This is a genomic window from Zoogloea sp. JDB1, assembly GCF_056724025.1.
Genome location: NZ_CM161496.1, coordinates 445,392 through 469,805, shown reverse-complemented (window position 1 = coordinate 469,805; position 24,414 = coordinate 445,392). Strand labels below are relative to the sequence as shown.

25 protein-coding genes are annotated in these 24,414 nt (G+C 66.0%); 8 read left to right on the top strand and 17 right to left on the bottom strand.

What is annotated here, in order from left to right; genetic code table 11:
- Nucleotide 1 precedes the first annotated feature (1 nt).
- The 13 genes from AC1PPK_RS02220 to AC1PPK_RS02160 all read right to left on the bottom strand — a co-directional run bounded on the left by AC1PPK_RS02220 (nucleotide 2) and on the right by AC1PPK_RS02160 (nucleotide 9,716).
- Nucleotides 2–427 (bottom strand): GPW/gp25 family protein, encoded by a 426-nt coding sequence (locus AC1PPK_RS02220; protein WP_481116219.1) that lies wholly within the window; start codon nucleotides 425–427, stop codon nucleotides 2–4.
- Between the two features lie 11 nt (nucleotides 428–438).
- Nucleotides 439–711: a PAAR domain-containing protein gene (locus AC1PPK_RS02215; protein ID WP_481116218.1), complete on the bottom strand. Its 273-nt coding sequence runs from the start codon at nucleotides 709–711 to the stop codon at nucleotides 439–441.
- A gap of 19 nt (nucleotides 712–730) precedes the next feature.
- Complete coding sequence (gene vgrG / locus AC1PPK_RS02210; protein ID WP_481116217.1) at nucleotides 731–2,425, bottom strand: type VI secretion system tip protein VgrG; 1,695 nt, start codon at nucleotides 2,423–2,425, stop codon at nucleotides 731–733.
- Nucleotides 2,426–2,498: 73 nt separating this feature from the next.
- The gene (locus AC1PPK_RS02205) at nucleotides 2,499–3,167 is read right to left on the bottom strand and encodes a CIS tube protein (RefSeq protein ID WP_481116216.1); all 669 of its coding nucleotides are present in this window, start codon (nucleotides 3,165–3,167) and stop codon (nucleotides 2,499–2,501) included.
- A 3-nt stretch (nucleotides 3,168–3,170) separates the two neighbouring features.
- On the bottom strand, nucleotides 3,171–3,332 hold the full coding sequence (locus tag AC1PPK_RS02200; protein ID WP_481116215.1) for a DUF5908 family protein: 162 nt from the start codon (nucleotides 3,330–3,332) through the stop codon (nucleotides 3,171–3,173).
- Nucleotides 3,333–3,345: 13 nt separating this feature from the next.
- The gene (locus AC1PPK_RS02195; protein WP_481116214.1) at nucleotides 3,346–3,789 is read right to left on the bottom strand and encodes a phage tail protein; all 444 of its coding nucleotides are present in this window, start codon (nucleotides 3,787–3,789) and stop codon (nucleotides 3,346–3,348) included.
- 32 nt (nucleotides 3,790–3,821) lie between these two features.
- A complete protein-coding gene (locus AC1PPK_RS02190) occupies nucleotides 3,822–4,256 on the bottom strand; it encodes a phage tail protein (RefSeq protein WP_079435316.1) in 435 nt (144 codons plus the stop codon).
- 77 nt (nucleotides 4,257–4,333) lie between these two features.
- On the bottom strand, nucleotides 4,334–6,292 hold the full coding sequence (locus AC1PPK_RS02185; RefSeq protein WP_481116213.1) for a phage tail sheath family protein: 1,959 nt from the start codon (nucleotides 6,290–6,292) through the stop codon (nucleotides 4,334–4,336).
- A gap of 26 nt (nucleotides 6,293–6,318) precedes the next feature.
- Nucleotides 6,319–7,323, bottom strand: coding sequence for a hypothetical protein (locus AC1PPK_RS02180; protein WP_481116212.1), 1,005 nt, complete (start codon nucleotides 7,321–7,323; stop codon nucleotides 6,319–6,321).
- On the bottom strand, nucleotides 7,320–7,889 hold the full coding sequence (locus AC1PPK_RS02175; protein WP_481116211.1) for a Pvc16 family protein: 570 nt from the start codon (nucleotides 7,887–7,889) through the stop codon (nucleotides 7,320–7,322). Before AC1PPK_RS02175 ends, AC1PPK_RS02180 begins: the two co-directional genes overlap by 4 nt.
- 171 nt (nucleotides 7,890–8,060) lie before the next feature.
- Nucleotides 8,061–8,615, bottom strand: coding sequence for a crossover junction endodeoxyribonuclease RuvC (gene ruvC / locus AC1PPK_RS02170; protein WP_481118176.1), 555 nt, complete (start codon nucleotides 8,613–8,615; stop codon nucleotides 8,061–8,063).
- 13 nt (nucleotides 8,616–8,628) lie between these two features.
- Nucleotides 8,629–9,486, bottom strand: a complete 858-nt coding sequence (locus tag AC1PPK_RS02165; RefSeq protein ID WP_481116210.1) for a DMT family transporter — start codon at nucleotides 9,484–9,486, stop codon at nucleotides 8,629–8,631.
- Nucleotides 9,483–9,716 (bottom strand): hypothetical protein, encoded by a 234-nt coding sequence (locus tag AC1PPK_RS02160; RefSeq protein WP_481116209.1) that lies wholly within the window; start codon nucleotides 9,714–9,716, stop codon nucleotides 9,483–9,485. The genes AC1PPK_RS02165 and AC1PPK_RS02160 overlap by 4 nt, the downstream gene beginning before the upstream one ends.
- Nucleotides 9,717–9,914: 198 nt before the next feature.
- On the opposite strand from AC1PPK_RS02160, the gene AC1PPK_RS02155 reads away from it, so the two are divergent.
- A complete protein-coding gene (locus AC1PPK_RS02155) occupies nucleotides 9,915–10,391 on the top strand; it encodes an EVE domain-containing protein (protein WP_481116208.1) in 477 nt (158 codons plus the stop codon).
- A gap of 16 nt (nucleotides 10,392–10,407) precedes the next feature.
- Nucleotides 10,408–11,211 carry a sulfite exporter TauE/SafE family protein gene (locus tag AC1PPK_RS02150; protein WP_481116207.1) on the top strand — a complete coding sequence of 268 codons (804 nt, stop codon included), beginning with the start codon at nucleotides 10,408–10,410 and terminating at the stop codon, nucleotides 11,209–11,211.
- Between the two features lie 106 nt (nucleotides 11,212–11,317).
- Here AC1PPK_RS02150 and AC1PPK_RS02145 read toward each other — a convergent pair whose 3' ends face one another.
- A complete protein-coding gene (locus AC1PPK_RS02145) occupies nucleotides 11,318–11,779 on the bottom strand; it encodes a bacteriohemerythrin (RefSeq protein WP_481116206.1) in 462 nt (153 codons plus the stop codon).
- 228 nt (nucleotides 11,780–12,007) lie between these two features.
- Nucleotides 12,008–12,790 carry an enoyl-CoA hydratase/isomerase family protein gene (locus tag AC1PPK_RS02140; RefSeq protein ID WP_481116205.1) on the bottom strand — a complete coding sequence of 261 codons (783 nt, stop codon included), beginning with the start codon at nucleotides 12,788–12,790 and terminating at the stop codon, nucleotides 12,008–12,010.
- A 225-nt stretch (nucleotides 12,791–13,015) separates the two neighbouring features.
- On the opposite strand from AC1PPK_RS02140, the gene AC1PPK_RS02135 reads away from it, so the two are divergent.
- Together AC1PPK_RS02135 and AC1PPK_RS02130 are read left to right on the top strand one after the other, a co-directional pair.
- Complete coding sequence (locus tag AC1PPK_RS02135; RefSeq protein ID WP_481116204.1) at nucleotides 13,016–13,351, top strand: DUF485 domain-containing protein; 336 nt, start codon at nucleotides 13,016–13,018, stop codon at nucleotides 13,349–13,351.
- A complete protein-coding gene (locus AC1PPK_RS02130) occupies nucleotides 13,351–15,015 on the top strand; it encodes a cation acetate symporter (protein WP_481116203.1) in 1,665 nt (554 codons plus the stop codon). The genes AC1PPK_RS02135 and AC1PPK_RS02130 overlap by 1 nt, the downstream gene beginning before the upstream one ends.
- Before the next feature lie 128 nt (nucleotides 15,016–15,143).
- Here AC1PPK_RS02130 and AC1PPK_RS02125 read toward each other — a convergent pair whose 3' ends face one another.
- Nucleotides 15,144–15,812, bottom strand: coding sequence for a GntR family transcriptional regulator (locus tag AC1PPK_RS02125; protein WP_481116202.1), 669 nt, complete (start codon nucleotides 15,810–15,812; stop codon nucleotides 15,144–15,146).
- Between the two features lie 284 nt (nucleotides 15,813–16,096).
- Between AC1PPK_RS02125 and scpA the strand changes: the two genes are divergently transcribed.
- The 4 genes from scpA (at nucleotide 16,097) to accC (ending at nucleotide 22,915) form a co-directional block, all read left to right on the top strand.
- Nucleotides 16,097–18,259 carry a methylmalonyl-CoA mutase gene (scpA, locus tag AC1PPK_RS02120; RefSeq protein WP_481116201.1) on the top strand — a complete coding sequence of 721 codons (2,163 nt, stop codon included), beginning with the start codon at nucleotides 16,097–16,099 and terminating at the stop codon, nucleotides 18,257–18,259.
- Between the two features lie 67 nt (nucleotides 18,260–18,326).
- A complete protein-coding gene (meaB, locus tag AC1PPK_RS02115; RefSeq protein WP_481116200.1) occupies nucleotides 18,327–19,319 on the top strand; it encodes a methylmalonyl Co-A mutase-associated GTPase MeaB in 993 nt (330 codons plus the stop codon).
- Nucleotides 19,320–19,355: 36 nt separating this feature from the next.
- A complete protein-coding gene (locus AC1PPK_RS02110) occupies nucleotides 19,356–20,891 on the top strand; it encodes an acyl-CoA carboxylase subunit beta (RefSeq protein ID WP_481116199.1) in 1,536 nt (511 codons plus the stop codon).
- 20 nt (nucleotides 20,892–20,911) lie between these two features.
- Complete coding sequence (accC, locus tag AC1PPK_RS02105) at nucleotides 20,912–22,915, top strand: acetyl-CoA carboxylase biotin carboxylase subunit (protein ID WP_481116198.1); 2,004 nt, start codon at nucleotides 20,912–20,914, stop codon at nucleotides 22,913–22,915.
- A 137-nt stretch (nucleotides 22,916–23,052) separates the two neighbouring features.
- Here the strand turns inward: accC and AC1PPK_RS02100 are convergent, their stop codons facing one another.
- Complete coding sequence (locus AC1PPK_RS02100; protein ID WP_481116197.1) at nucleotides 23,053–24,315, bottom strand: Hsp70 family protein; 1,263 nt, start codon at nucleotides 24,313–24,315, stop codon at nucleotides 23,053–23,055.
- Nucleotides 24,316–24,414 lie beyond the last annotated feature (99 nt).

Sequence of the window (24,414 nt, the reverse complement as noted above, 5' to 3'; positions counted from 1 at the left end):
TTTACCCCCGGCGGACCGCGCGCAGCGCTTCGCTGGCCTCGCCCTGGTAGAACGGGAAGACCAGGTTGAAGCGCGAGTTGGTGCTGCGCACCCGGTAGTCGAGGCGGATCGTCAGCACGCCTTCCATCAGCCGGCTGTCGTCGATGTCCAGCGCGTCCACGCGGATGCGTGGCTCATAGACCAGTACGGTGGTGAGGATGCGATCCTTGAGGACGCTGACGAGGGTGGTGCTGAGAGGCTCGAACATCAGCTCGTGCATGTCCAGCCCGTACTTGGGCTGCAGGAAGCGCTCGCCCGGCGTGGTGCCGAACAGGATGTGCAGGCTGGCCTGGATGTCGGCTTCGTCCTCGGTCATGCGCACGCTGCCGTTGGCGAAGGCCGGCGGGAAGGACCAGCCGCGGCCGAGGAAGGAGGGCGTATCGCTCATCGCGGGCCTCCTCAGCCGATCTGCACCGTCGGCTCGCCGATGGCCGGGCTGGCGCCGCAGCCGCAGCTGTCGCCGACCCGCAGGGCCGGCTTGCCGCCGATCAGCACCGTGGCACTGCCGGCCACGAAGGGGGTGACCGGCGGGTGCGGCGGCGGGATCACGCAGCTGTGCAGGTCGCCGAGCACGGCGGCGGGCAGGCCGCCGATCAGCACGGTGGGCACGCCGGGGCCGGTGACGGTACCGCCATGGACGCTCAGATCGGTGACGCGGGCTGCATTGGGCATGGTGTCCTCGGGCGTGCGTTCAGTTGATCTGCACCAGCGAACCCTTGAGCTTGGCGATGGCCGGCGTGGTGGCTTCCAGCCCGCCGCTGCCTTCCAGCTTGAGGGCGGCGCCGGCCTTGATGTCGAGGGCTGCGGCGGTCTTGATCTCGCCGGCCGCGCCGATGTCGAGCTTGGTGTCGGTGCCGGTCTTGATGTTGAGGGCCTTGGCGCTCTCGACGGTGATGCCGTCGCTGTCGAGCTTGATGCTGTTGCCGTTCTTGTCCTTGAGCAGCACCGAGCCCTGGTCGTCGTCGAAGACCAGCTGCTGCTCGGCGGGGGTGGTGATGGTCAGCACCACCTTGTCATCGTTGATGTGCAGCTTGATGCCGCTGCGGCTGACGAAGACCTTCTCGTGATTGTCGTTGCTCGGCGTGAGGGGCGCGGCCTTGGCGCTGCTGTGGAGCATGCCGAGGATCACCGCGGCGCGCGGGTCGTCGTCGAGGAAGCCGACCACCACCTCGTCGCCGATCTCCGGGCGGATCATCACGCCGCGCTGGTCGCCAGCATCGCCGGCGGCGACCCGTGCCCACACGCCGTCGCTGGACGGATCGACGAGGGGCAGGCGCACGCGCGCGCGGAACTCGTTCTCCGGGTCCTCGTTGTCGGTGACGACGCCGATCTGCAGGCCGTGGGCCGGCGCCAGCAGGCTGGTGCTGCGGCGCGCCTCGAGGCGTTCCCGGCGGGCCGGGTCCTCCGGTACGCCGCCGAACTGCAGGTGGGTGCGCCAGCCCTGCACGGTGTCCATCTCATGGCGCACGCCGGTGACCAGTACCTTGCCGCTGAAGTGCTGGCCGACGCCGGCCAGTTCGACCACGTCGCCGGGCTGCACCTGGCCGAGGCCGATGCACATCGCGCGGCCACTCACCTGGTCGAGGCGGGCGCGGGCGAAACGGGCGGCGGCGGCGGCGGTGGCCTCGGCGTCGGGCAGCATGGTGTGGCGCAGTTCGAGGGTGTCCACGCCCATCGCGGAGGCGAGGTCGTCGGGCTTCAGGTCGCCAGGGCCGCTGAAGGACGGCGGGCTGGCGTCGAGGCTGTGCACGGCCTGGTCGGCGGCGCTCCAGGTGAGGGTCTTGACCGCCTGGGTCTGCTGGCGGGCGTCCACCTCGGCGTCGAATTCGAGCAGGGTCGCGCCGTAGGCGAGGCTGGCCACGGCGGCAGCGCTGGCGTCCGGCGCGCGGGTTTCCAGGTCGGCGCCGCGGGTCAGCACCAACTGGCCGTTGGCCTGGGCGCGGGTGACGAGAAAGTCCCAGTCGGTGCAGTCGTACTGGACCAGGTGCTTGTGGCTGACCGTGGTGCTGGCGGCGGTCATGTTGACGCCGGCGTCGGAACACAGCTGGCCGATCACGTCCCCGTCCTGCATGTCCAGGTAGGTGGCGCCGCGGCGTTTGAGGCTCATTTTGGTGGCGGCGTGGCGGCATTCGACGATGAGCTGCGGCGGGCTGCCCTCGCGCACCTTGAGGCGCTGGCGTACCACCAGGCCCTTGAACAGCAGGTCGGGCTGGTTGCCGGCCCCGGCCAGCACCTCGACCTCGGCGCCGGGGGTGAACAGCGCGTCGTTGCTGAGCGGGAAGTCGCCGCCGGAGGCGCTGCCGTCCTGGTAAGCGAGGCGCGCGAAGGCGATGTGGTTGGCGGTGTTCACGACGCTCACCGACAGCAGCTGGTGGCTGCGGGGCACGGGGCTGCCGCCCACCTTGATGGTGAACTCCCGGTGGTCCGCGGCGATGGGGAGAGTGCGGGCGGGGGAAATTTCACTTCTCCAGGGGCGGGAAGACCACGCGGGTGCCCGCCGGCAGGTGGCGGAAGCCGTCCAGCCCGTTGGCCCGCGCCACGCAGGGGGCGTAGCGCGGATCGCCGTAGATGGCGGTGCACAGCGCGGCAAGGGTTTCGCCGGCGTGCACGATGCGCACGTGGGTCAGGTCGGGGGACGCGTCCTGGGCCAGCGCGACGCGGGTCTGGTCGTCCGAGTTGTCGGTGAACACCGCGGTGATCACCGCCCGCAGCGGCACGCCGCTGGGTTTGAAGAGCTTGTAGACGATGGAGGCGCTCTTGAGCACGCAGCGCTTCACCTGGATGCGCCCCCACATCACCTTGAGGTAGTTGGGGCGGTGGATGTCGCCGTTGTAGCCGGTGACGGTCTGGAAGGATTCGACCTTCTGCTGCACGTCGAGGGGTCGCCCGTTGGCGCCGGTGCCGTCGAGGAAGAACACCAGGTTGAGGTCGCCCGGCTTGACCTTCTTGAAGTCCATGCGGCTGCCGGTGGTGCCGCTGCCCTGGCCGCTGTCGTATTCCATCTCGTAGGCGAGGGTGATCTCGGCCGGGTTCACATAGGCCTCGAAGCTGCCGATGGCGGCGCCGCTGTAGTCGGGCTTGGTGTAGGCGTCGATGCGCAGGCGCTCGAGCTGTCCGCGTTCCGGCATGGCTCAGGGCTCCTGTTGCTGGCGCAGGATCTCCAGCACTTGGGCGACGCATTCGGCGATCAGGGTTTGCTTATCGAGCTGCTCTGGCGGTTGGCTGGCCGCGCCGCCGGAGTCGGCATTGCTGACTTCCACCGAGATCACCACTTCATCGATGATGATGGGCATGACGGGCTCCGTTTCAGGACTTGTCCACGGTGAAGTACTGGTAGGCCAGCTGCAGGCTCTCGACGACGATGGCGTTGGCGCTGGCGGACAGGTCGCTGACCGCCCACTTCACCGGCCAGGCTCCGACCAGGTGCCAGGTGACGAGGGGCTCGTGCTTGTCGTTGAGCAGCTTGACGTCCACGTTCTTCGGCTTGATGTCGAGGTTCTCGATGCCGTCGCGGATCCAGTCCCAGATCGCCGAGTCCTTCAGCAAGCCGCGCTTGAGGACCAGATCCGGGTACTTGCTGCGCACCGGGTAGCGCTGGATGTAGCGGTTCTCGCCGCCTTCCGGCACCTCCTCGGTGGCGACTTCCAGCGACAGGCCGCCCACGTCGGTGAAGCGCACGTCGTCATCGACGGCGCGATCGAGGCCGAGGACTTCCACCTTGAAGTGAAATCCGACGGGGGGTGTGTACATGGCGGGGCCTCAGCGGCGCGCTCCGGTGGCGTTCACTCGTTCTGCAGCTCGAGGCCTTCGTGGGCCAGTTCGATGGACTCGATGGCCACCTCGTTGGCACTGGCCTTCAGCTGCGGCCCCTCGACCTTGACCGGGAAGGCGTTGTGCACCTTCCACACCATCACCGGCTCGTGGCTCTCGTTGAGCAGGCTGACGGTGAGGTCGCGGCGCTCGACGGTGTTGAGCTTGATCGTCGACAGCCACTTGAAGAAGTCGTTGTCCGACTTGACGATGCCGCGTTTGAGGGTGACGTTGCTGAACTTGCGCAGCCCCGGCATCTTGATCGACGAGTACTCGGGGAAGGAGCCGTCGCGGTACTCGATGGCCTGGTTCTCCTGGGTCAGGCCGGTGACCTCGGAGAAGCCGATGCGGGTGCCGCCCCACTGGACGGTGAAGTGGAAGACGGGCAGGGGATACTGGGCAGGCATGTCGGTTCCTTTCGCATTCGGTGGCGGGATGCGGGCGGGCCGGGGGGCTCAGGCGGGCGCGGCCCCGGCAGCGCCGGTCAGGACGTCTGGAGCTTGTGGTAGAACTTCAGGATGATGAATTCGGCCGGACGGACCACCGCCATGCCGATTTCCACGTACATGCGGCCCTCCAGGACGTCCTGGCTGCTCATCGTGGTGCCGAGCCCGCAGCGCACGAAGAAGGCATCCTTGGTGGTCGAGCCGGCCAGCGCGCCCTCGCGCCATTTCTGCGTCAGGTAGCTCTCGATCATGCCGCGCACCTTGACCCAGGTGTTGGCGTCGTTGGGCTCGAAGACCGCCCAGTAGGTGGATTTCTTGACCGATTCTTCGACCATGTTGAAGAAGCGCCGCACCGACACGTAGCGCCATTCGTTGTCGTTGCCGGCCAGCGTGCGGGCGCCCCACACCAGGGTGCCCTTGCCGACGAAGCTGCGGATCGCATTGACCGACTTGCCGGCGGTGGTGTCCACGTTGAGGTTGTCGGTGTCGTCGCTGTCGAGCGCGTAGCTGGGGGCGATGACTCCGGTCAGGCTGACGTTGGCGGGGGATTTCCAGACCCCGCGCTGGCCGTCCACCAGCGCATAGATGCCGGCGATGGCGCCGGACGGCGGGCAGAAGGTGAGGGTGTTGTTCACGCCGCGCACGATGTCCCGGTAGGTGGCGAAGCTGTCGAGCAGGTTGGCCTCGATGTTGGCGGCGTAGGCGCCCGCCGCGTCGTCGAGGTTGGCCAGTGCCGACGACAGGGTGCCGAAGATGCGCTGGATCGCCGCCTGCGCGGCGGCCAGGCGGCCGACGTCGTCGGCCGCGGCACTGATTGCGGTGGTGGAGGCAACCGGTGCATCGGCGCCGAACAGGGTCGCCCAGCCGGCGGTGGTGAGGGCGCCGATGGCAGTGTACTGGGCGACATAGGCGGCGGTGAGCTTGCCGTCGAGTTCTCGCTCGAGGGCGATCAGTTCGCTCATCGCCGGGATGAAGCTGTGGGTGATCGCCCTGCCTGCGTCGCCCTTCAGGCCCGCATGGGTGAAGGAACCAGCGCCGCTGGCCATGCCGTCCACCAGCGGGGCGATCTTGTAGACGAAGGCGAACAGGTCCTGCATGTGCGTGGAATCCGGGGTGCCCAGGTAGGCCAGCAGGGTGGCGCCGAAGGTGTCCGAGATGGCCTTGTCGGCGGTGGCGCTGACGGTGGCATGGCGGGCCGGCAGGCCGGCCAGGTCGATCAGAGCCTGGTCGAGGCCTTGCAGCAGCGCCAGCACGCCAGCGTCGCCGGTTAGCGCGTTCAGCGTCACCGCTACGCCGCCTTTTTTCAGCTTGCTCTTGATGTCGGCGTAGCCGACGTTCTTCGGGTAGTTGAGCTGCAGCCACGGCGCGTAGGCGGCGCCGTACTTGAGGCTGTTGATGCCGATGCGGTTGCGCAGCTCTTCCACCACGGCGGTGTGGCCGGTCTTGTCGGTGGCGAGACGGGTATCGAGCACGGCGACCCGGTCGCCGAGCTTGCCGCACTGGTTGAGGGCCGCCATCTGCACGGCGGCCAGGTCGTCGGCGGGCAGGCCGGCGGCATCGGGAAAGAGCAGGATGGTCGGTTCGTCCACCGTCGCGATGCGCGCCAGGCCGGCGATCAGCTGGGTCTTGTCTACCGCGTCGGTGTGCTTGCCGACCGCGCAGATCCACGCCTTGCCGCCGCCGTTGTCGAAGAACAGGCGCAGGCTGTCGTAGAGGTACTTGGTGTTGGTGGCGGCCAGCGTGGCACTCTGGAAACGGTTGCCGGCGTCCAGGTCCACGTGGTCGAGGTCGAGTTCCGGCGCGCCGCCGAACAGGGTTTCGAATTCGAGCAGCGAGGTGATGCGGGTCGGCACGTTCTTCAGGTCGCTGGCAGTGATGCGGGTGGCCATGGCGGTGTAGCCGACGAAGGCGGGCACCGCGGTTTCCACCTCTGCGACCGAGGGGGGAAACACCGAAATCTCTTCGACGTACACATCGGGCGTGCGGTAGGTGGGCATGGCGGCTTCGCTCCTCTCTAAGTTCTTTATCTCAGGTGGACGACGAACTGGGCGTCACTGCGTTCGGCGCCGGGTTGCGGCAGGTTGCCGATGAGCACCTCGCCGTTGCGGTGCAGCTCGAATCCGTGCGGCCCCGCGGCGCGCCGGGCTACCGGGGTCTGGGCTTCGAAGAGCACGATCCTGCGGGTTCCGCCCGGGTCGAGCAGGGCCGGGGCGAGCCGGTCGCCGCCGAAGGGCGGCAGCAGGCGGGTGAAGGCGACCGGCGGGCGGGCGTCGCCGGCGGCGCCATGGTCTTCCACCTGGATGCTGGCAAAGTCCGCCTCGCTGGCCGGCTTGACCACCACGTAGTAGCGCAGCAGCGCGCTGCGGGCGGCGAAGGCAAGCGTGAAGGCGTGGCCGTTGGCGACGTGGCCGGCGCTGGCGGTGAGGCTCAGCACGCCCCACGGCGCCTCGGCGGCGAGGCCGGCGTCGACGAGCAGGCGGCGGTTGGCGGTGAGTCCGCTGGCGGCGCTCTCGCTGACGACGAACTCACCCGCGTCGGCGCAGCGGAACACCCAGCCTGTGTCCGTCGGGCCGAGGCGAGCGCCGGCCAGCGGCGTGCCGTCCGGGCGGGTGATGGTCAGATCCAGTGGGCGGGCTGCCAGGCGCGGTGCGATGCTTGGCGCGGCGGGGCCGGCCAGTTCGACGCCGCGGGGCATCGCGTCGAGAGCGTCGGCAGATGCCTCGTTGGCAAACAGCGGCGTCTCGCCGGGCGGCAGGGCCGGCAGTTGCGTGTATTGCGTGAAGCTCGGGCTGCGCGGCGCGAGGCCGAACAGCAGGCGCCGCCCGACGCAGTCGCCGAGCGGGTTGCCGTCCTCGTCCACGGCGATCAGCACGTGCAGTACGCCGTCGAACTCGCGTACCAGTGCGTGCATGCCGGCCAGTGCGTCGCGGGTGGCTGGCGGCACCACGAAGGCCAGATCGTCGCAGGGGCCGCCGCGGAAATCATGGCTGACGGCCACCGTCCACAGACGGCGGAAGGCGCTGTTCATTTCAGGCCCGCGTGGGTGTGGATGTCGAGGATCGGCGTGCCGGTGGCGCCGGGCTCCTGGTCCTGCAGCACCAGCATGCGGATGCGATAGACCACCGACGGCAGGTGCTTGGCGCCGAGGCAGGTCCACATCTGGTTGGCCTGCTCGGGGCCGTAATTGACCAGTTCGACGGCCAGCCGGTCAACGCCGGGCGGCAGTGCCGGGTAGTCGGCTGGCGTGAACAGCGGATGGGCCTGGAAGAAGGTCAGCAGCAGGGACAGCTGGCGCAGGCCCTCGCCGTAGGTGGTGAAGCTGGCGGCGAAGAGGATGACGAGGTTGATTGCCAGCGGCGGTGGCAGGCTTACGCTGCGCCCGTCCACGATGACTTGCTGAGGCACCTGGGCGCGGGCGTGGCGTTCTTCTTCGATCTGGAAGAGGGTCAGGCGGACGCTGTCCTTGGTGACGACCCAGTTGCCCTTGTCATCGACCAGGGCGCCGAGCTCGACCTTGCCGAAGTCGGAGTTGAGCCTCCGCTGCAGGTAGGTGTTGACTTCGTCGACGAGGAACTTGAGCGAAACATCGATCATCGTCGCGTCCCTCCTCCCGTTCAGGCGGGGCGATCTATGCCGTCCCTATGCCAAAAGCGAAACCGTCGTACGCTTCACTATGGCATGTGTGACAAAAATCACAATGTCTTTATGCGGATCTCCAGTGATTTCCTGCAATGAAGGGTGTGGTGCGCTGCAGTCGTGGAACGCTCAGTCGGTCAGGCGGCCGCCGCGCTTGCGGGTGCCGACGCCGGCGATTGCCGCCAGCCCGCGGCTGCCGTGAGCGTGACAGATTGCACAGGCAAGGGCGTCGGCGGCGTCCGACGACGGGGCGCCTTCGAGGGTGAGCAGGCGTTGCACCATGTGGCTGACCTGCTCTTTGGCGGCCTTGCCGTGGCCGACGACCGCCTGTTTGACCTGCAGCGCGGTGTATTCGGCCACCGGCAGGTCGCACGATACGGCGCCGCAGATTGCCGCGCCGCGGGCCTGGCCGAGGAGCAGCGTGGACTGGGGATTGACGTTGACGAAGATGATCTCTACCGCCGCCTGGTCGGGCTGGTAGGTGGCGATCACCTCGCGGATGCCGTCGAGGATGATCTTCAGGCGTTCCGGCAGGCTGCCTTCGCCAGTCTTGATGCAGCCGCTGGCGACGTAGCGCAGCTGGCTGCCGAGGGTGTCGATGAGGCCGAAGCCGGTGCTGCGCAGGCCCGGGTCGATGCCGAGGATGCGCGTCGCGACGCTGGCCGACGCGGAGGGGCCGTTGATCTTCACCGGCCCCTCACTTGCGGGCCAGCCACACGCCGAAGACCGTCAGCCCCATGCCGGCCAGGGCCAGACCGGTGAGGGTCTCGCCGAAGGCGGCCCAGGCGATCAGCGCGGTGGTGGGCGGGGTCAGGTAGAACAGGCTGGCCACGTTCACCGCGCTGCCGCTGCGGATCAGCAGGTTGAGCAGGCTGATCGCGCCGACCGATAGAACCAGCACCAGCCACAGCAGCGCGAAGACGAAGGGGGCGCTCCAGTCGATGACCATCGTTTCGGTCCGGCTGGCGACCAGCAGCGACAGGGCGAGGGTGGGCAGGAACTGGATCACTGAGCCGGTGCGCAGGTCGAAGGCTGGGCAGAAGCGCTTCTGGTACAGGGTGCCGGCGGTGATGCCGAGGAGGGCGGCGACGGCCGGCAGCAGCATGGCCGCCAGCTCGGGCGTGCCGGCCGCGGCGGCCACCTTGTGGGCGACTACCAGCCCGACGCCGCCGAAGCCCAGGGCCAGCCCTGCCCACTGGCGCGGCAGCACCTTTTCGCCGAGCAGCGCGCCAGCACCGAGGGCGGTGAGCAGCGGCTGCAGGCCGACCACCAGCGCGGTGATGCCGGCCGGCAGGCCGTGGCGGATGGCGGTGAATACGCCGCCCAGATAGACCGCATGGACCAGCATCCCGCTGACGCCGATGTGCAGCCACTGGCGTGGCTCCCGCGGCCACGGCGCGTGGGTGGCGACGGCGACCAGTCCCATCAGCAGGATCACCAGCCCGTAGCGGGCGCACAGGAAGCTGAGGGGTTCGGCATAGGGCAGGCCGTACTTGGCACCGATGAAGCCGGTGCTCCACAGCACGACGAAGAGCAGCGGATACAGACGCGTCATTGCTGCCCGTGTTTGCTGCGGTAGATGCGGGTGGCGGTGGAGACGATGATCTGTGCGTCCTGCGCCGGGATGCCCGGCAACTGCTCGCGCAGCACGCGGTAGGCGAGGTGTTCCAGGGTCTGGCCGTTCCAGGCGTTGGCCGGATCGAAGAAAGGCTCGATGAGGACGTAGGCCTTGTCGACCAGCTCCCGCAGGCTGAGGTTCTTACGGCGTTCGACGGGGGTGTTCATGCGGGGGCTCCAGGGGATCGGCGGGAAGATGGAGTGTGCGGGCAGGTCCCGATGATACCTCAGGCGGCCTGGGCTGCCGGGCCCGGCGCCGGCCCGTCCCCGCCGCGGGCGGGGCGTTCCGGCTTGGCGCGGGGCTGTCGGCTGGGCAATATGCGGACTTCTGTGCCCGGCCGGGCGCCGCTCGTGGAGTGAAGAATCATGCGTTACTGGTTGATGAAGTCCGAACCGGACGACGTGTCCATCGACGACCTGCAGAAGCGCCCGGACCAGACCGTGCCGTGGTATGGCGTGCGCAACTACCAAGCGCGCAATTTCATGCGCGACGGCATGCAGATTGGCGACGGGGTGCTGTTCTACCATTCCGGCTGTGCCGAGCCGGGAATCGCCGGCATCGCGAGGGTGGCCAGCACCGCCTACCCGGATGCGACCCAGTTCGATCCGGCCAGCCGCTATTACGACCCCAAGGCAACGCCGGAGCAGCCGCGCTGGCTGCACGTGGACGTGCAGTTCGTGCGCAAGACGCGGCTTGTGGGTTTGCCCGAGTTGCGCCGCCACACGGAACTGGAGAACATGCGCGTCCTCGCCCGCGGCAACCGGCTGTCGATCACGCCGGTGGAGCCGACCGAGTGGCGTTTCATCGTCGGGCAACTGCTCGGCGCAATCGATCTGATCTGAATACGACAAGCTGACCATGGGTATCGAATGGCTGGCGGCCTACCTGCTTCTGGGGGGCTGCGTGGGATTTTTTGCAGGACTGCTCGGCGTGGGCGGTGGTGGCATCATGGTGCCGATGCTGACCACGCTGTTCGCCGCCCAAGGGTTTGCGCGCGAGCATTTGGTGCATGTGGCCCTCGGCACGTCGATGGCGGCCATCGTGATCACCTCCATCTCCAGCCTGCGCGCCCACCACGCCCATGGCGCCGTGCGCTGGGACATCGTGAAGGGCATCACCCCGGGCGTGCTGGCTGGCACCTTCGGCGGCACCTTCATCGCGTCGCGGGTGGCGACAGCGCCGCTGGCGATCTTCTTCGGCTGCTTCATGGCCTATGTGTCGGTGCAGATGATCCTCAACGTCAAACCCAAGCCGTCGCGGGAGTTGCCCGGTGCGGCCGGGTTGGCCGGGGTCGGCGGGGTGATCGGCGGCATCTCGGCTCTGGTGGCGATCGGTGGCGGCTCCCTGTCGGTGCCTTTCATGACCTGGTGCAACGTGAAGATGCAGAACGCCATCGGCACCTCGGCGGCCATCGGCCTGCCGATTGCGCTGGCCGGCGCGCTGGGCTACCTGATCAATGGCTGGGGGGCTCCCGGCCTGCCCGAATGGACGGTGGGCTTCGTGAACCTGCCGGCGTTGGTGCTGGTGAGCCTGGTGTCCACCTTCACCGCGCCGATCGGCGCCGGCCTGGCCCATCGCCTGCCGGTGGCGACGCTGAAGAAGATCTTTGCCGGCTTGCTGGTGCTGCTGTCCCTGAAGATGCTGCACACGGTGCTGGGCTGAGGAGCGTACAGCGGCGGGGTGAGGCAAGGTATTCGCCCCCGTGAGGGGGCGGTAGCGGACAGGACATCTATCCGTTTTGTGGCGGATTCACGCGCCCGAAGGTCGGTCAGCCGAAAAAGCGTTTCAGCGAGCGGCTGAACCAGCCTTCAGGGGTTCTTTCCTCGGCAAGGGCTTTCATTTGTGGGCGCACGGCAGCGACGTAGGCGTGGTCGTCGTGGCGGATGTGACTGAACAGCCAGCGGTGCAGCAGGCTGTGCAGTTCGTGGGAGATGTCCTCGCCCTTCTTCATGCGCTCGTGGAAGCCGCTGACACGCCGCACGAAGAGTTCGTGCACCTTCTTGTGGCCGCGCACGAACTCGTAGCCGGCGTCTTCCATCAGGCATTCTTCGAAGGCGAAGTGGGACAGGGTGTATTCCACCAGGTCGTCCACCACCGCGATGACGCCGAGGCGGTCGGCGTGCTGCCGCGCGTCATGCAGGCGGTTGATGAAATCCATGATCTGCTTGTGCTGGTTGTCGATCTCCAGGATGCCGGTGTCCAGGTCGGGAGACCACGAGAGATATGCCATTGTTTTTCCTTGTGCGGGCGCACGCCACCAATGGCGACATGCCGTCCGGAGCATGGGGACGGCTTTGTGGGTCGAGGGGCGGTCGTGCGGGGAGTATCTGCTGGGGAGTGCAGGGCAGTATGTTAATCGCCTATGCCTACCGAGTGACAGACAAAGTGCAAGGAAAGTTTCCCGAGCAGGGTAGTCGGCCGCCGCGGAACGAGTGTCCGCGGTGCTCGGGCAGGGGGCTTAGCGTCCCTTGAAAACCGGCGTGCGCTTGGCGAGGAAGGCGGCCAGACCTTCTTGGTAATCCTCGGTGGCGAGGAAGTCGAAGGCGGCACGCTTCTCCGCGTTACTGAGAGGCTGGCCCTGCATCAGGCGATGCACCCACTGCTTGTGCCAGCGCGCCACCAGCGGCGCGCCCTTGAGGATGCGCTCGGCCGTGGCGAGGGCTTCCTTCTCCACTTCCTCGTCGTCCACCACGCGGGTCAACAGGCCCTTGGACAAGGCCTCGCGGGCGCCGAGGATACGGCCTTCGAGGAGGATCTCGAGGAGCACTGCCGGGCCGACCAGTTCGAGCAGGCCGGCCATCTCGCCGGGGTACATGGAAAAACCCAGCTTGTTGATCGGCGCGCCGAAACGGCTCGATTCACCGGCGATGCGGATGTCGCAGCAGCCGGCGATCTCCAGGCCGCCGCCGACGCAGGCGCCGCGGATCATCGCCACCGTCGGCACCGGGCACGCGCGCACCGCGTCGAGGGCCGCGGCGACCAGTTCCTCGTGGTAATGCAGGGCGTCGTCGACGGTGGCGCGGACGGTAATGAATTCCTCTATGTCCCCGCCCGCCGCGAAGGCTTTTTCACCTGCGCCACGCAGGATCACGCAACGCACGTCGGGATCCACATTGACGGCCGTCATGCGGGCATGCAGGCCGCGCCACATGCCAGCATCGACGGCGTTGAGTTTGTCGGGATTGGAAAGGATCAGGGTGGCGACACCGCCATCCTGGCTGAAGAGGATTTCACCGGGCATTGGGGTTTCCATAGTGGAGCAGTAGGTTTTTGTTGCGGTGCGCAAAAAACCCGCCGTACGTTGTGGTATGGAGTCATATATATGTTATATCATCGCATCGGGCGAAGTAATGGCGCGGCTTCGTCCGCCGAGGCGCCACACTAAAAAAGCTATACCGATCGCCGCATTACAACACCAACAGGCAGATCGCGCCGCATCCACTGACGTTCTCTAGGGAGGGAATTCATGTCGAGCACTTCATCTCAACGTGCGGTCTACGCACGTATCCGGAGCAACCCGCGCTTCGCCGAGCTGGTCTCGAAGCGCCAGGGTTTTGCCACATTGCTGTCGGTGGTCGTCCTGACGATCTTCTACGGCTTCTTCATGGTCGTGGCCTTCACGCCGAAGGTGATCGGCCAGCGCCTGTCCGAGGGCTCCTACGTGACGGTCGGCATTGCCGCCGAGCTGTTCATGTTCATCTTTTTCTGGGTGCTGACTGCCGTTTACGTAAAGCGCGCGAATGGCGAGTTCGACGACATCACCACCGAAATCATCCGTGACGCGTCCAAGGAGGTGAAGTGATGCTGGCCCGTCTGAATGTTCTGCTGCTGGGCCTGCTGGCGCCGGCCCTGGCCTTCGCCGGTGACGCGATTTCCGCCACCGAGAAGCAACCCCTCAATTTGCACGCCATCGGCATGTTCGTGGTTTTCGTCGGCATGACCCTGGGCATCACCAAGTGGGCAGCCGGGCGCACCAAGTCGGCGGCTGACTTCTACACCGCCGGTGGCGGTATCACCGGCTTCCAGAACGGTCTGGCGATCGCCGGCGACTACATGTCGGCGGCAACCCTGCTGGGCCTCACCGCGATGGTGTATGCGAAGGGCGTCGATGGCTACATCTACATGATCGCCTTCTTCGCCGGCTGGCCCATCATCCTGTTCCTGATGGCCGAGCGCCTGCGCAATCTGGGCAAGTTCACCTTTGCCGACATCACCTCCTACCGCCTCAACCAGAGCAAGGTGCGGACGATGGCGGCGGTGTCCTCGTTGACCGTGGTGTGCTTCTACCTGGTGGCCCAGATGGTCGGCGCCGGCCAGTTGATCAAGCTGCTGTTCGGCCTCGACTACACCATTGCGCTGTTCGTCGTCGGCGCGCTGATGATGGTCTATGTGACCTTCGGCGGCATGGTTGCCACCACCTGGGTGCAGATCATCAAGGCCTGCATGCTGCTGGCTGGCGGCACCCTGGTGATGATCCTTGCCATGTCACAGTTCGGCTTCAGCTTCGAGAACCTGATGACCAAGGCCATCTCGGTGCACAGTCTGGGCGAGAAGATCCTGTTCCCCGGCTCCCTGCTGCCGGATCCCGTCACCGCACTGTCCCTGGGCCTCGGCCTGATGTTCGGCACCGCTGGCCTGCCGCACATCCTGATGCGTTTCTTCACTGTGACCAACGCCAAGGAAGCCCGCAAGTCGGTGCTCTACGCGTCCGGCTTCGTTGCCTATTTCTTCAACGTGATCCTGCTGATGGGCTTCGCGGCGATCATCATCGTCGGCCAGAACCCCGAGTTCTTCGAAGGCGGCAACATCGGCGGCAAGATCATTGGTGGTGGCAACATGGTCGCCATGCACCTGGCCAAGGCGGTGGGCGGCAACCTGCTGCTCGGCTTCCTGTCGGCGGTGGCCTTCGCCACCATCCTGGCGGTGGTGTCCGGCCTGGCGCTGGCCGGCGCGGCGTCGATCTCCCATGACATCTACGCCCGCGTGCTCCGCAAGGGCAAGGCCACCGAGACCGAGGAACTGCGCGTTTCCAAGCTGTCCTCGATCGGCCTGGGCATCGTGGCGATCATCCTCGGCATCGCCTTCGAGAAGATGAACGTGGCTTTCATGGTTGCGCTGGCCTTCGGCATCGCCGCGTCCGCCAACTTTCCGGTGCTGATCCTCTCCATGTACTGGAAGGGCCTGACCACCCGTGGCGCAGTGGTCGGCGGCTACTCCGGCCTGGTGGCTGCGGTGCTGTTCGTGCTGCTGTCCAAGTCCGTGTGGGTCACCGTGCTGGGCAACGCCCAGGCCTTGTTCCCGTACGACCAGCCGGCCCTGTTCTCGATGCCGCTGGCCTTCCTGGTGACGATCATCATCTCCAAGCTCGACAACAGCGCCGAGGCCCAGGCCGAACGCGCGCAGTTCGACGACCAGTACGTGCGTGCCCAGACCGGCTTCGGTGCCGCTGAAGCCAGCGCCCACTGATGCCGCTGCGCCCTGCGGGGCGCCGGGCTGAAACGAAAAACCCCCGCTCGGGCTCGCCCGGTCGGGGGTTTTTCATTGTTGGGGCGAATCCACTCGGCCCTGCGGTGAGGTTTGCCCCGGTGAGATGCTCAGGCCGATTTGTCCCGGTGGGCGAGCTTGGCGAGGGCTGCGCGGCCGCTGGAGATATGGTCGCGCATCGCCAGTTCGGTGGCCGTCACATCGCGCTGATCAAGGGCATCGAGGATGGCCCGGTGCTCGGCGAGAGACTGTTCCAGCCGGCCTTCTATGAACAGGGAGTGATGGCGCGACAGCTTGATGACCTTGCGCAGGTCGGTGATGGCCTGGGTCAGCCAGCGGTTGTCGGCGATCAGCTGGACTTCCTGATGGAAGGCCTGGTTGGCCTCGAAGAAGCCGTCGATGTCGCTGGCGGCGGCGGCCCGTTCGAGGTCCTGGTGGATCGCGGCCAGGCGCTTCAGGTCGGCCTCGCTGGCCTTATGCACAGTGTTGACCGCGCACTGTCCCTCGAGCAGGGCCAACACGGTGAAGATCTCGTCCAGGTCACGCTCTGAAATCTCCGTCACGTAGCAGCCGCGGCGCGGCTTGAGGGTCACCAGGCCTTCGGCGGCGAGCACCTTCAAAGCTTCACGAAGCGGGGTGCGCGAAATGCCATACTGGCTTGCCAGCGCCTGCTCATCCACCCAGGTGCCGGGCGGCAGTTCGTGGGAGAAGATGCGCTGGCGCAGGCGTTCCGCGACTTCCTGGTACAGGGCGAGGGGGGCGATCCGGCCGGCATTCATGGGTTCGGTCGAAAGTTTTGTCAGAGCGTTGTCGGCAGTGGTTGCATCCATAATTATGGATAAAGTATTATCTACAAGACAGCAAGTCAAGTTCCTGCGCAGGATGTAACCCTTGTGCGGATCCGCCGCCGAAAGGCCGGCGGGCCACAAAAACAGAGGGAGGGAGAAAACTTCCCTGCGCGGGACACGGCAGCCGGCCGTGGCCAGGGGTCACGGCCGGTACTGACGTCACTAATTATCAAGGGTTGCAGTAAACAGCCCAGCTACGTGAGGGTAGAAAAGCCATGGCGAACAACACCGAACCGACCTTCCCGCAACCTGATCTGGCCGCCTGGAACAAGGCTGCCGCCAAATCGGCTCCTGAAGGCGATGTCGCCAAGCTGAACTGGGTGACGCCGGAAGGCATCACGGTCAAGCCGCTGTATACCGCAGCCGACCTCGAAGGCCTCAAGTACACCAACACCCTGCCTGGCTTCGAGCCCTTCCTGCGCGGCCCCCAGGCCACCATGTACGCGGCCCGTCCGTGGACCATCCGCCAATATGCCGGCTTCTCCACGGCCGAGGCCTCCAACGCCTTCTACCGCAAGGCCCTGGCCGCCGGCGGCCAAGGCGTGTCGGTGGCCTTCGACCTGGCCACCCACCGCGGCTACGACTCCGACAATCCCCGCGTGGTCGGTGACGTCGGCAAGGCCGGCGTGGCGATCGACTCCGTCGAGGACATGAAGATCCTCTTCAACGAGATCCCCCTCGACAAGATCTCCGTCTCCATGACCATGAACGGCGCCGTACTGCCTATCTTGGCCGGCTACATCGTCGCCGCCGAGGAGCAGGGCGTCTCGCAGGACAAGCTGTCCGGGACCATCCAGAACGACATCCTCAAGGAGTTCATGGTCCGCAACACCTACATCTACCCGCCGACGCCGTCGATGAAGATCATCGCCGACATCTTTCAGTACACGTCGGCCAACATGCCCAAGTTCAACAGCATCTCGATCTCGGGTTACCACATCCAGGAAGCGGGCGCGAACCAGGCTATCGAGCTGGCCTTCACGCTGGCCGACGGCGTCGAATACGTGCGCACCGGTATCAAGTCGGGCATGGACGTGGACACCTTTGCCGGCCGCCTGTCCTTCTTCTGGGCGGTGGGCATGAACTTCTACCTCGAGATCGCCAAGATGCGCGCCGCGCGCATGCTGTGGTGGCGCCTCATGAAGCAGTTCGAGCCGAAGAGCCAGAAGTCCATGATGCTGCGGACCCACAGCCAGACTTCCGGCTGGTCCCTCACCGAACAGGACCCGTACAACAACGTCGTGCGTACCACCATCGAGGCGATGGCGGCGGTGTTCGGCGGCACCCAGTCCCTGCACACCAATGCGCTGGACGAAGCCATCGCGCTGCCGACCGAGTTCTCGGCGCGTATCGCCCGCAACACCCAGATCATCATCCAGGAAGAAACCCACATCACCAGCGTGGTCGATCCGTGGGCCGGCTCCTACATGATGGAAAAGTTGACCCAGGACATGGCCGACAAGGCCTGGGCCCTGATCGAGGAGATCGAGGCGATGGGCGGCATGACCAAGGCCGTCGAATCCGGCTGGGCCAAGATGAAGGTCGAGGAGTGCGCCGCCGAGAAGCAGGCCCGCATCGACTCCGGCAAGGACGTCATCGTCGGCGTCAACAAGTACAAGCTGGCCAAGGAAGACCCGATCGACATTCTCGATATCGATAACCACGTCGTGCGTGAAGCCCAGATCGAGCGCCTGGCGCGCATCCGTGCCACCCGCGATCAGGCCGCCGTCGATGCCGCGCTGGCCGCGCTGACCGAATCCGCCAAGAGCGGCGAAGGCAACCTGCTCGACCTGACCGTCAAGGCGATCCGTCTGCGCGCCACCGTCGGCGAAGTGTCCGACGCGCTGGAAGTGGTCTTCGGCCGTTACCGCGCCAACCCGCAGGCCGTCACCGGCATCTACAACTCGGTGGTCGAAGGCAACGAAGACTGGCAGGCCCTGAAGGCCGACATCGACGCCTTCGTCGCCGAGGAAGGCCGCCGTCCGCGCATCATGATCGCCAAGCTTGGCCAGGACGGTCACGACCGTGGCGCCAAGGTGGTGGCCTCCGCCTTTGCCGATCTGGGCTTCGACATCGACATCGGGCCGCTCTTCCAGACTCCGGAAGAAGCCGCCCGCCACGCCATCGAGAACGACGTGCATGCAGTGGGCTGTTCCAGCCTCGCCGCCGGCCACAAGACCCTCGTGCCGGCCGTCATCAAGGCCCTCAAGGCGCAGGGCGCCGACGACATCATCACCTTCGTGGGTGGCGTGATTCCGGCCCAGGACTACGACGCACTGTACCAGGCCGGTGCGGCCGGCATCTTCGGACCGGGTACCCCGATCCCGACCGCCGCCCGTGAAGTGCTGAAGCAGATCCGCGCCGCCCGCAAGGCCTGATCCGCGACCGAAGTCCGCAAGTGCGCCGGCCATGGCCGGCGCACAGGTCATTATCGAGCCCATGAACATGCCCGCCGATCTTCCGCAACGGGATGCTGCCGACCAGGCCCTGGTCGATGGTGTCCTCAAGCACCAGCTGCGCCCGCTGGCCAAGACGATCACGCTGATCGAGTCCCAGCGCGCGGACCACAAGCAGCGTGCCCGCAACGTGCTGGAAGGCCTGCTGCCGCACACCGGCAAGTCGATGCGCGTCGGCATCTCCGGCGTGCCCGGCGTCGGCAAGTCCACCTTCATCGAGGCCCTCGGCCTGTATCTCATCGAGCAGGGCCACAAAGTGGCGGTATTGGCGGTGGATCCGTCGTCCAGCGTCACCGGCGGTTCCATCCTCGGCGACAAGACCCGCATGGAGCTGCTGTCCCAGCGGACCGAGGCCTTCATCCGTCCGAGCCCGTCGGCCGGCAGCCTCGGCGGTGTCGCCGAGAAGACCCGCGAGGCGATGCTTGTCTGCGAGGCCGCTGGTTTCGACGTGATCATCATCGAAACGGTCGGCGTCGGCCAGTCCGAGACCGCGGTCGCCGGCATGACCGACATCTTCTGTTTGCTGCAACTGCCCAACGCCGGCGACGACCTGCAGGCGATCAAGAAGGGGATCATGGAGATCGCCGACCTGATCGTCATCAACAAGGCCGACATCAACCCGCAGGCCGCCAACGTGGCACGCGGACAGATCAAGAGCGCACTGGGCATGCTGCGCCATGCGTCGCCCAACTGGACGCCGCCGGTGCTGATGCTTTCTGCATTGCAGAAGCAGGGTATCGCCGAATTCTGGAATACCATCAACGATTACCGTTCCGCCATGAAACGGAGCGGGGAGTTCGAGGCCCGCCGTTGCCAACAGGCTCGCGCGTGGATGTGGGAACTCATCGACCAGGGCCTGCGGGCCCGGTTTGCAAGTCACGCCCGGGTGCAACAGGACCTGCCCGGTTTACAAGCGGCCGTCGAGGCCGGCCAGACGACGCCTTCGGCGGCCGCGCAGCGGCTGCTGGGCTATCTGGGCTGAAACAAATAAATCCCGATTTTTGACTGGAGGCTGTAAATGCACGACATCATCCACCAGCTGGAAAAGAAGCGCGAAGCGGCCCGCCTGGGTGGCGGCCAGAAGCGTATCGACAGCCAGCACAAGAAGGGCAAGCTGACGGCCCGCGAACGTATCGAGCTGTTGCTCGACCCGGATTCCTTCGAGGAATGGGATATGTTCAAGGAGCACCGTTGCGTCGACTTCGGCATGAACGAAGCCGAAAAGACCCCGGGTGACGGTGTGGTCGTCGGCTACGGCACCATCAATGGTCGCCTGGTCTTCGTGTTCTCCCAGGACTTCACCGTGTTCGGTGGCTCCCTGTCCGAAACCCACGCAGAGAAGATTTGCAAGGTGATGGACCAGGCCATGAAGGTCGGTGCCCCGGTGATCGGCCTCAACGACTCGGGCGGCGCCCGTATCCAGGAAGGCGTAGCCTCCCTCGGTGGCTATGCCGATGTGTTCCAGCGCAACGTGATGGCCTCCGGCGTCGTGCCGCAGATCTCCATGATCATGGGCCCCTGTGCCGGTGGTGCGGTGTATTCCCCGTCGATGACCGACTTCATCTTCATGGTGAAGGACTCGTCCTACATGTTCGTGACCGGTCCGGAAGTCGTGAAGACCGTGACCCACGAAGACGTCACCGCCGAGGAACTGGGCGGTGCGATCACCCACACCAGCAAGTCCGGCGTGGCCGACCTGGCCTTCGAGAACGATGTCGAGGCGCTGTCCATGCTGCGCCGCTTCATGAACTTCCTGCCGGCCAACAACCGGGAGCTGCCTCCCGTCACGCCGACCAACGATCCGGTCGCCCGTTACGACTACTCCCTCGACACCCTGGTGCCGGACAACACCAACAAGCCGTATGACATGAAGGAGCTGATCGTCAAGGTTGTCGACGACAGCGACTTCTTCGAGCTGCAGCCCGACTACGCCAAGAACATCATCATCGGTTTCGGCCGCGTCGACGGCAGCCCGGTGGGCATCGTCGCCAACCAGCCGCTGGTGCTGGCCGGTTGTCTCGACATCAAGAGCGCCATCAAGGCCGCCCGTTTTGTCCGTTTCTGCGACGCCTTCAACATTCCGGTCGTGACCTTCGTGGACGTGCCGGGCTTCATGCCGGGTACCGCCCAGGAATACGGCGGCATCATCAAGCACGGCGCCAAGCTGCTCTACGCCTACGCTGAATGTACCGTACCGAAGGTCACCGTGATCACCCGCAAGGCTTACGGCGGCGCGTATGACGTGATGTCCTCCAAGCACCTGCGCGGCGACGTGAACCTCGCCTGGCCGTCCGCCGAAATCGCGGTGATGGGCCCGAAGGGGGCCGTGGAGATCATCTTCCGCGAAGAAAAGAACGACCCGGCCAAGCTCGCCGAGCGCGAAGCCGAGTACAAGGAAAAGTTTGCCAACCCGTTCGTGGCCAGCGCCCGCGGTTTTATCGACGACGTCATCATGCCGCATGCCACCCGCAAGCGGATCGCCCGCTCGCTGGCGATGCTGAAGGACAAGCAGCTCGATAACCCGTGGCGCAAGCACGGCAACATTCCGCTGTGATCGCCGAGGACGCCCAAGACATGTTTACCAAGATCCTGATTGCAAACCGCGGCGAAATCGCCTGCCGCGTCATCAAGACTGCCCGCAAGATGGGCATCAAGACCGTCGCCGTCTATTCCGAGGCCGACAAGGATGCCCTGTTCGTGGACCTGGCCGACGAGGCCGTGTGCATCGGGCCGGCGGCTTCCAAGGAATCCTACCTGGTCGCCGACAAGATCATCGCCGCCTGCAAGCAGACCGGTGCCGAAGCGGTCCACCCCGGTTACGGCTTCCTGTCCGAGAACGCCGAGTTCTCCCGTCGTCTGGAAGAGGAAGGCATCAAGTTCATCGGTCCGAAGCACTACTCCATCGCCAAGATGGGTGACAAGATCGAGTCCAAGAAGCTGGCCATCGAAGCCAAGGTCAACACCATCCCTGGCTACAACGACGCCATCGATGGCCCCGATGCCGCTGTGGAAATCGCCAAGAAGATCGGCTACCCGGTGATGATCAAGGCCTCCGCCGGCGGCGGCGGCAAGGGCTTGCGTGTTGCGTACAACGACGCCGAAGCGCATGAAGGTTTCTCTTCCTGCGTCAACGAAGCGCGCAACTCCTTCGGCGACGACCGCGTCTTCATCGAGAAGTACGTGCTCGAGCCGCGCCACATCGAAATCCAGGTGCTCGGCGACAGCCACGGCAACTACGTGTATCTGAACGAGCGCGATTGTTCGATCCAGCGCCGTCACCAGAAGGTCATCGAGGAGGCGCCGAGCCCCTTCGTCGATCCCGAAATGCGTAAGGCCATGGGTGAGCAGGCCGTGGCCCTGGCCCGTGCGGTGAACTATGAATCCGCGGGTACCGTCGAATTCGTGGTGTCCGGCGCGACCAAGGAGTTCTACTTCCTCGAGATGAACACCCGTCTCCAGGTGGAACACCCGGTCACCGAGCTGATCACCGGCCTCGACCTGGTCGAGCAGATGATCCGCGTCGCCTACGGAGAGAAGCTGCCGCTGACCCAGGCCGACGTGCAGATCAACGGTTGGGCGATGGAATGCCGTATCAACGCCGAAGACCCGTTCCGTGGCTTCCTGCCGTCCACCGGTCGTCTGGTCAAGTTCCAGCCGCCGAAGGAAGTGGCGGGCCAGGTGCGCGTGGACACTGGTGTGTACGATGGCGGCGAGATCTCGATGTACTACGACTCGATGATCGCCAAGCTGATCGTGCACGGCGCTACCCGCGAGCAGGCGATTTCCCGCATGCGTGACGCGCTGAACGGCTTCGTCATTCGCGGCATCTCCTCGAACATCCCGTTCCAGGCCGCGCTGATGCAGCATCCGGTTTTCCATTCCGGCATCTTCGACACCGGCTTCATCCCCAAGCACTACCCGACGGGCTTCGACGCCTCGATGGTGCCCCACGACGATCCGGCCCTGCTGGTCTCCGTCGCGGCCTACGTGTACCGCGCCTTCACCGACCGTTCCGCGTCGATCACCGGCCAGCTGCAAGGCCATGAGCGCATCGTGGACGACCACTGGATGGTGATCCGCCTGAACAAGGACGGCAACGAGCATCACCCGGTCGTCGCCCGTCCGATCGACGGCGGCTACCACGTGGAATACAAGGGCGAGAGCTACGAGATCAAGTCCGACTGGAAGCTCGGTGAGTCCCTGTTCAACGGCACCTGCAACGGCGAGGAGTTCACCCTCCAGGTCGAGCGCCACAAGATCAAGTACAGCCTGTTCCACTGGGGCACCCGCGCCGACTTCATGGTCATGAGCGCCCGTGCCGCCGAACTGCTGGCGCTGATGCCCGAGAAGCTGCCGCCCGACCTGTCCAAGTTCCTGCTGTCCCCGATGCCGGGCCTGCTGCGCGAAGTCTCCGTGCAGGTCGGCCAGGAAGTGAAGGCCGGCGAGAAGCTGGCGGTCATTGAAGCGATGAAGATGGAGAACATCCTCAAGGCCGAGCAGGACTGCAAGGTCAAGAAGATCTCCGCCTCAGCCGGTGCAAGCCTGTCGGTGGACGAAGTCATCATCGAGTTCGAGTAAGCCATTCAACGCCGCGCTCAGGCTCTCCCGGCCGGGCGCGGTCACAGTTGGTTTTCGTTCGATGGGGAGGGAGATCCGCTCGAAAAGCGGGTTCCTGTCGAGGGAGCGGGGTCGTCTCAGGACGGCCCCTTTTTTTGTCAGCCGTAGCGGCGCGCCGCCTCCACGGCCAGGCCGGCACCGATGCTGCCGAACAGATCGCCCTCCACCGCACGGGCGTTGGGCAGTTCGGCGGCGATGCGCTCGCGAAGTTGCGGCACGCCGCTGGCGCCGCCGGTGAAATAGAGGGTGTCCACCCGATCGCGGCCCACGCCGGCCTCGTCGAGCAGCTTGCCGACGGTGGCGGCGACGCGCTCGACCAGGCTGCGGGTGGCGAGTGTGAAGGCCTCGCGGCTAATCTCGTGGGCGAGCCCAGGTTCCAGGCGGTCCAGCTCCATGTGGGCCGTACTGGCAGCGGACAGGTCGATCTTGGCCTGTTCGACCTGCAGGGCCAGCCAGTGGCCTTCACGCTGGCCGATCAGGCGGGCCAGGCGGTCCAGCTCCTGGCGGGCCGCCGCGTCCCGGTAGATGGCCTGGAAGTCGGCGAAGGCCTGCCGCGTATAGGCGAAGTTGATGGTGTGCCAAGTGGCAAGCTGGAAGAACAGGGCGGATGGCACCTCGGCACCGTTCTTCATCAGCCCTTTATAGCCGAGCAGCGGCATCACGCATTCCAGGCTCAGCGCCCGGTCGAAATCGGTGCCGCCCACATGCAGGCCGGCATTGCCGAGCAGGTCCTCGCGGCGGTCGACGCTCCGGGCCCGTTCCGGCGACAGGCGCACCAGCGAGAAGTCGGCGGTACCGCCGCCGATGTCGGCGATCAGCACCAGCTCCTCCCGGTCGAGGCCGGCCTCGTAGTGCAGCGCCGCGCCGATCGGTTCGAACTGGAAGCTGACGTCCTTGAAGCCGACCTGGCGGGCTATCGCCTCCAGGGTGTCCTGGGCGCGCTGGTCGGCGGCCGGGTTATCGTCCACGAAGTACACCGGGCGGCCGAACACCGCCTGCTCGAAGCTGCGCCCGGCCTCAGCCTCGGCGCGGCTCTTCAGCTCGCCGATGAAGCTCGCCAGCAGGTCGCGGAAGCGCAGCGCGCGGCCGCCGACCTCGGTGCTGCCGTCCATCAGGTTGCTGCCCAGCAGGCTCTTGATGGCCCGCATCAGGCGGCCTTCGTAGCCCTCCAGGTATTCCGCCAGCGCATCCCGTCCGTAATGGGTGGTTTCCTCGTCGGCATTGAAGAACACGGCGGACGGTAGCGTCGCCTTGCCGTCTTCAAGGGACAGCAGGGTCGGCAGGCCGGGTCGCAGCCAGCCGACGGTGGAGTTGGAAGTGCCGAAGTCGATGCCGCAGGCGCGGGCAGGGCTGGAGCTCATGGTGACGCGGGGGGAAGACAAGGGGCCGAATGCTACGCCCGTTGGCGGGTGGGGTGAAGACGGCGATAGCGGTCGGTCGGGGTGGCCGATACCGCACGT

Bases quoted from the DNA above. Each gene is read 5' to 3' on its own strand.
- AC1PPK_RS02180 (WP_481116212.1), bottom strand. From the start codon at position 7,323: ATGAACAGCGCCTTCCGCCGTCTGTGGACGGTGGCCGTCAGCCATGAT.
- AC1PPK_RS02135 (WP_481116204.1), top strand. From the start codon at position 13,016: ATGTCGAGCACTTCATCTCAACGTGCGGTCTACGCACGTATCCGGAGC.
- AC1PPK_RS02205 (WP_481116216.1), bottom strand. From the start codon at position 3,167: ATGCCGGAACGCGGACAGCTCGAGCGCCTGCGCATCGACGCCTACACC.
- AC1PPK_RS02150 (WP_481116207.1), top strand. From the start codon at position 10,408: ATGGGTATCGAATGGCTGGCGGCCTACCTGCTTCTGGGGGGCTGCGTG.
- AC1PPK_RS02190 (WP_079435316.1), bottom strand. From the start codon at position 4,256: ATGCCTGCCCAGTATCCCCTGCCCGTCTTCCACTTCACCGTCCAGTGG.
- AC1PPK_RS02130 (WP_481116203.1), top strand. From the start codon at position 13,351: ATGCTGGCCCGTCTGAATGTTCTGCTGCTGGGCCTGCTGGCGCCGGCC.
- AC1PPK_RS02160 (WP_481116209.1), bottom strand. From the start codon at position 9,716: ATGAACACCCCCGTCGAACGCCGTAAGAACCTCAGCCTGCGGGAGCTG.
- meaB (WP_481116200.1), top strand. From the start codon at position 18,327: ATGCCCGCCGATCTTCCGCAACGGGATGCTGCCGACCAGGCCCTGGTC.
- AC1PPK_RS02195 (WP_481116214.1), bottom strand. From the start codon at position 3,789: ATGTACACACCCCCCGTCGGATTTCACTTCAAGGTGGAAGTCCTCGGC.
- AC1PPK_RS02110 (WP_481116199.1), top strand. From the start codon at position 19,356: ATGCACGACATCATCCACCAGCTGGAAAAGAAGCGCGAAGCGGCCCGC.
- AC1PPK_RS02175 (WP_481116211.1), bottom strand. From the start codon at position 7,889: ATGATCGATGTTTCGCTCAAGTTCCTCGTCGACGAAGTCAACACCTAC.
- AC1PPK_RS02145 (WP_481116206.1), bottom strand. From the start codon at position 11,779: ATGGCATATCTCTCGTGGTCTCCCGACCTGGACACCGGCATCCTGGAG.
- AC1PPK_RS02200 (WP_481116215.1), bottom strand. From the start codon at position 3,332: ATGCCCATCATCATCGATGAAGTGGTGATCTCGGTGGAAGTCAGCAAT.
- AC1PPK_RS02185 (WP_481116213.1), bottom strand. From the start codon at position 6,292: ATGCCCACCTACCGCACGCCCGATGTGTACGTCGAAGAGATTTCGGTG.
- AC1PPK_RS02165 (WP_481116210.1), bottom strand. From the start codon at position 9,486: ATGACGCGTCTGTATCCGCTGCTCTTCGTCGTGCTGTGGAGCACCGGC.
- AC1PPK_RS02100 (WP_481116197.1), bottom strand. From the start codon at position 24,315: ATGAGCTCCAGCCCTGCCCGCGCCTGCGGCATCGACTTCGGCACTTCC.
- AC1PPK_RS02220 (WP_481116219.1), bottom strand. From the start codon at position 427: ATGAGCGATACGCCCTCCTTCCTCGGCCGCGGCTGGTCCTTCCCGCCG.
- scpA (WP_481116201.1), top strand. From the start codon at position 16,097: ATGGCGAACAACACCGAACCGACCTTCCCGCAACCTGATCTGGCCGCC.
- AC1PPK_RS02125 (WP_481116202.1), bottom strand. From the start codon at position 15,812: ATGAATGCCGGCCGGATCGCCCCCCTCGCCCTGTACCAGGAAGTCGCG.
- AC1PPK_RS02215 (WP_481116218.1), bottom strand. From the start codon at position 711: ATGCCCAATGCAGCCCGCGTCACCGATCTGAGCGTCCATGGCGGTACC.
- AC1PPK_RS02155 (WP_481116208.1), top strand. From the start codon at position 9,915: ATGCGTTACTGGTTGATGAAGTCCGAACCGGACGACGTGTCCATCGAC.
- AC1PPK_RS02140 (WP_481116205.1), bottom strand. From the start codon at position 12,790: ATGCCCGGTGAAATCCTCTTCAGCCAGGATGGCGGTGTCGCCACCCTG.
- accC (WP_481116198.1), top strand. From the start codon at position 20,912: ATGTTTACCAAGATCCTGATTGCAAACCGCGGCGAAATCGCCTGCCGC.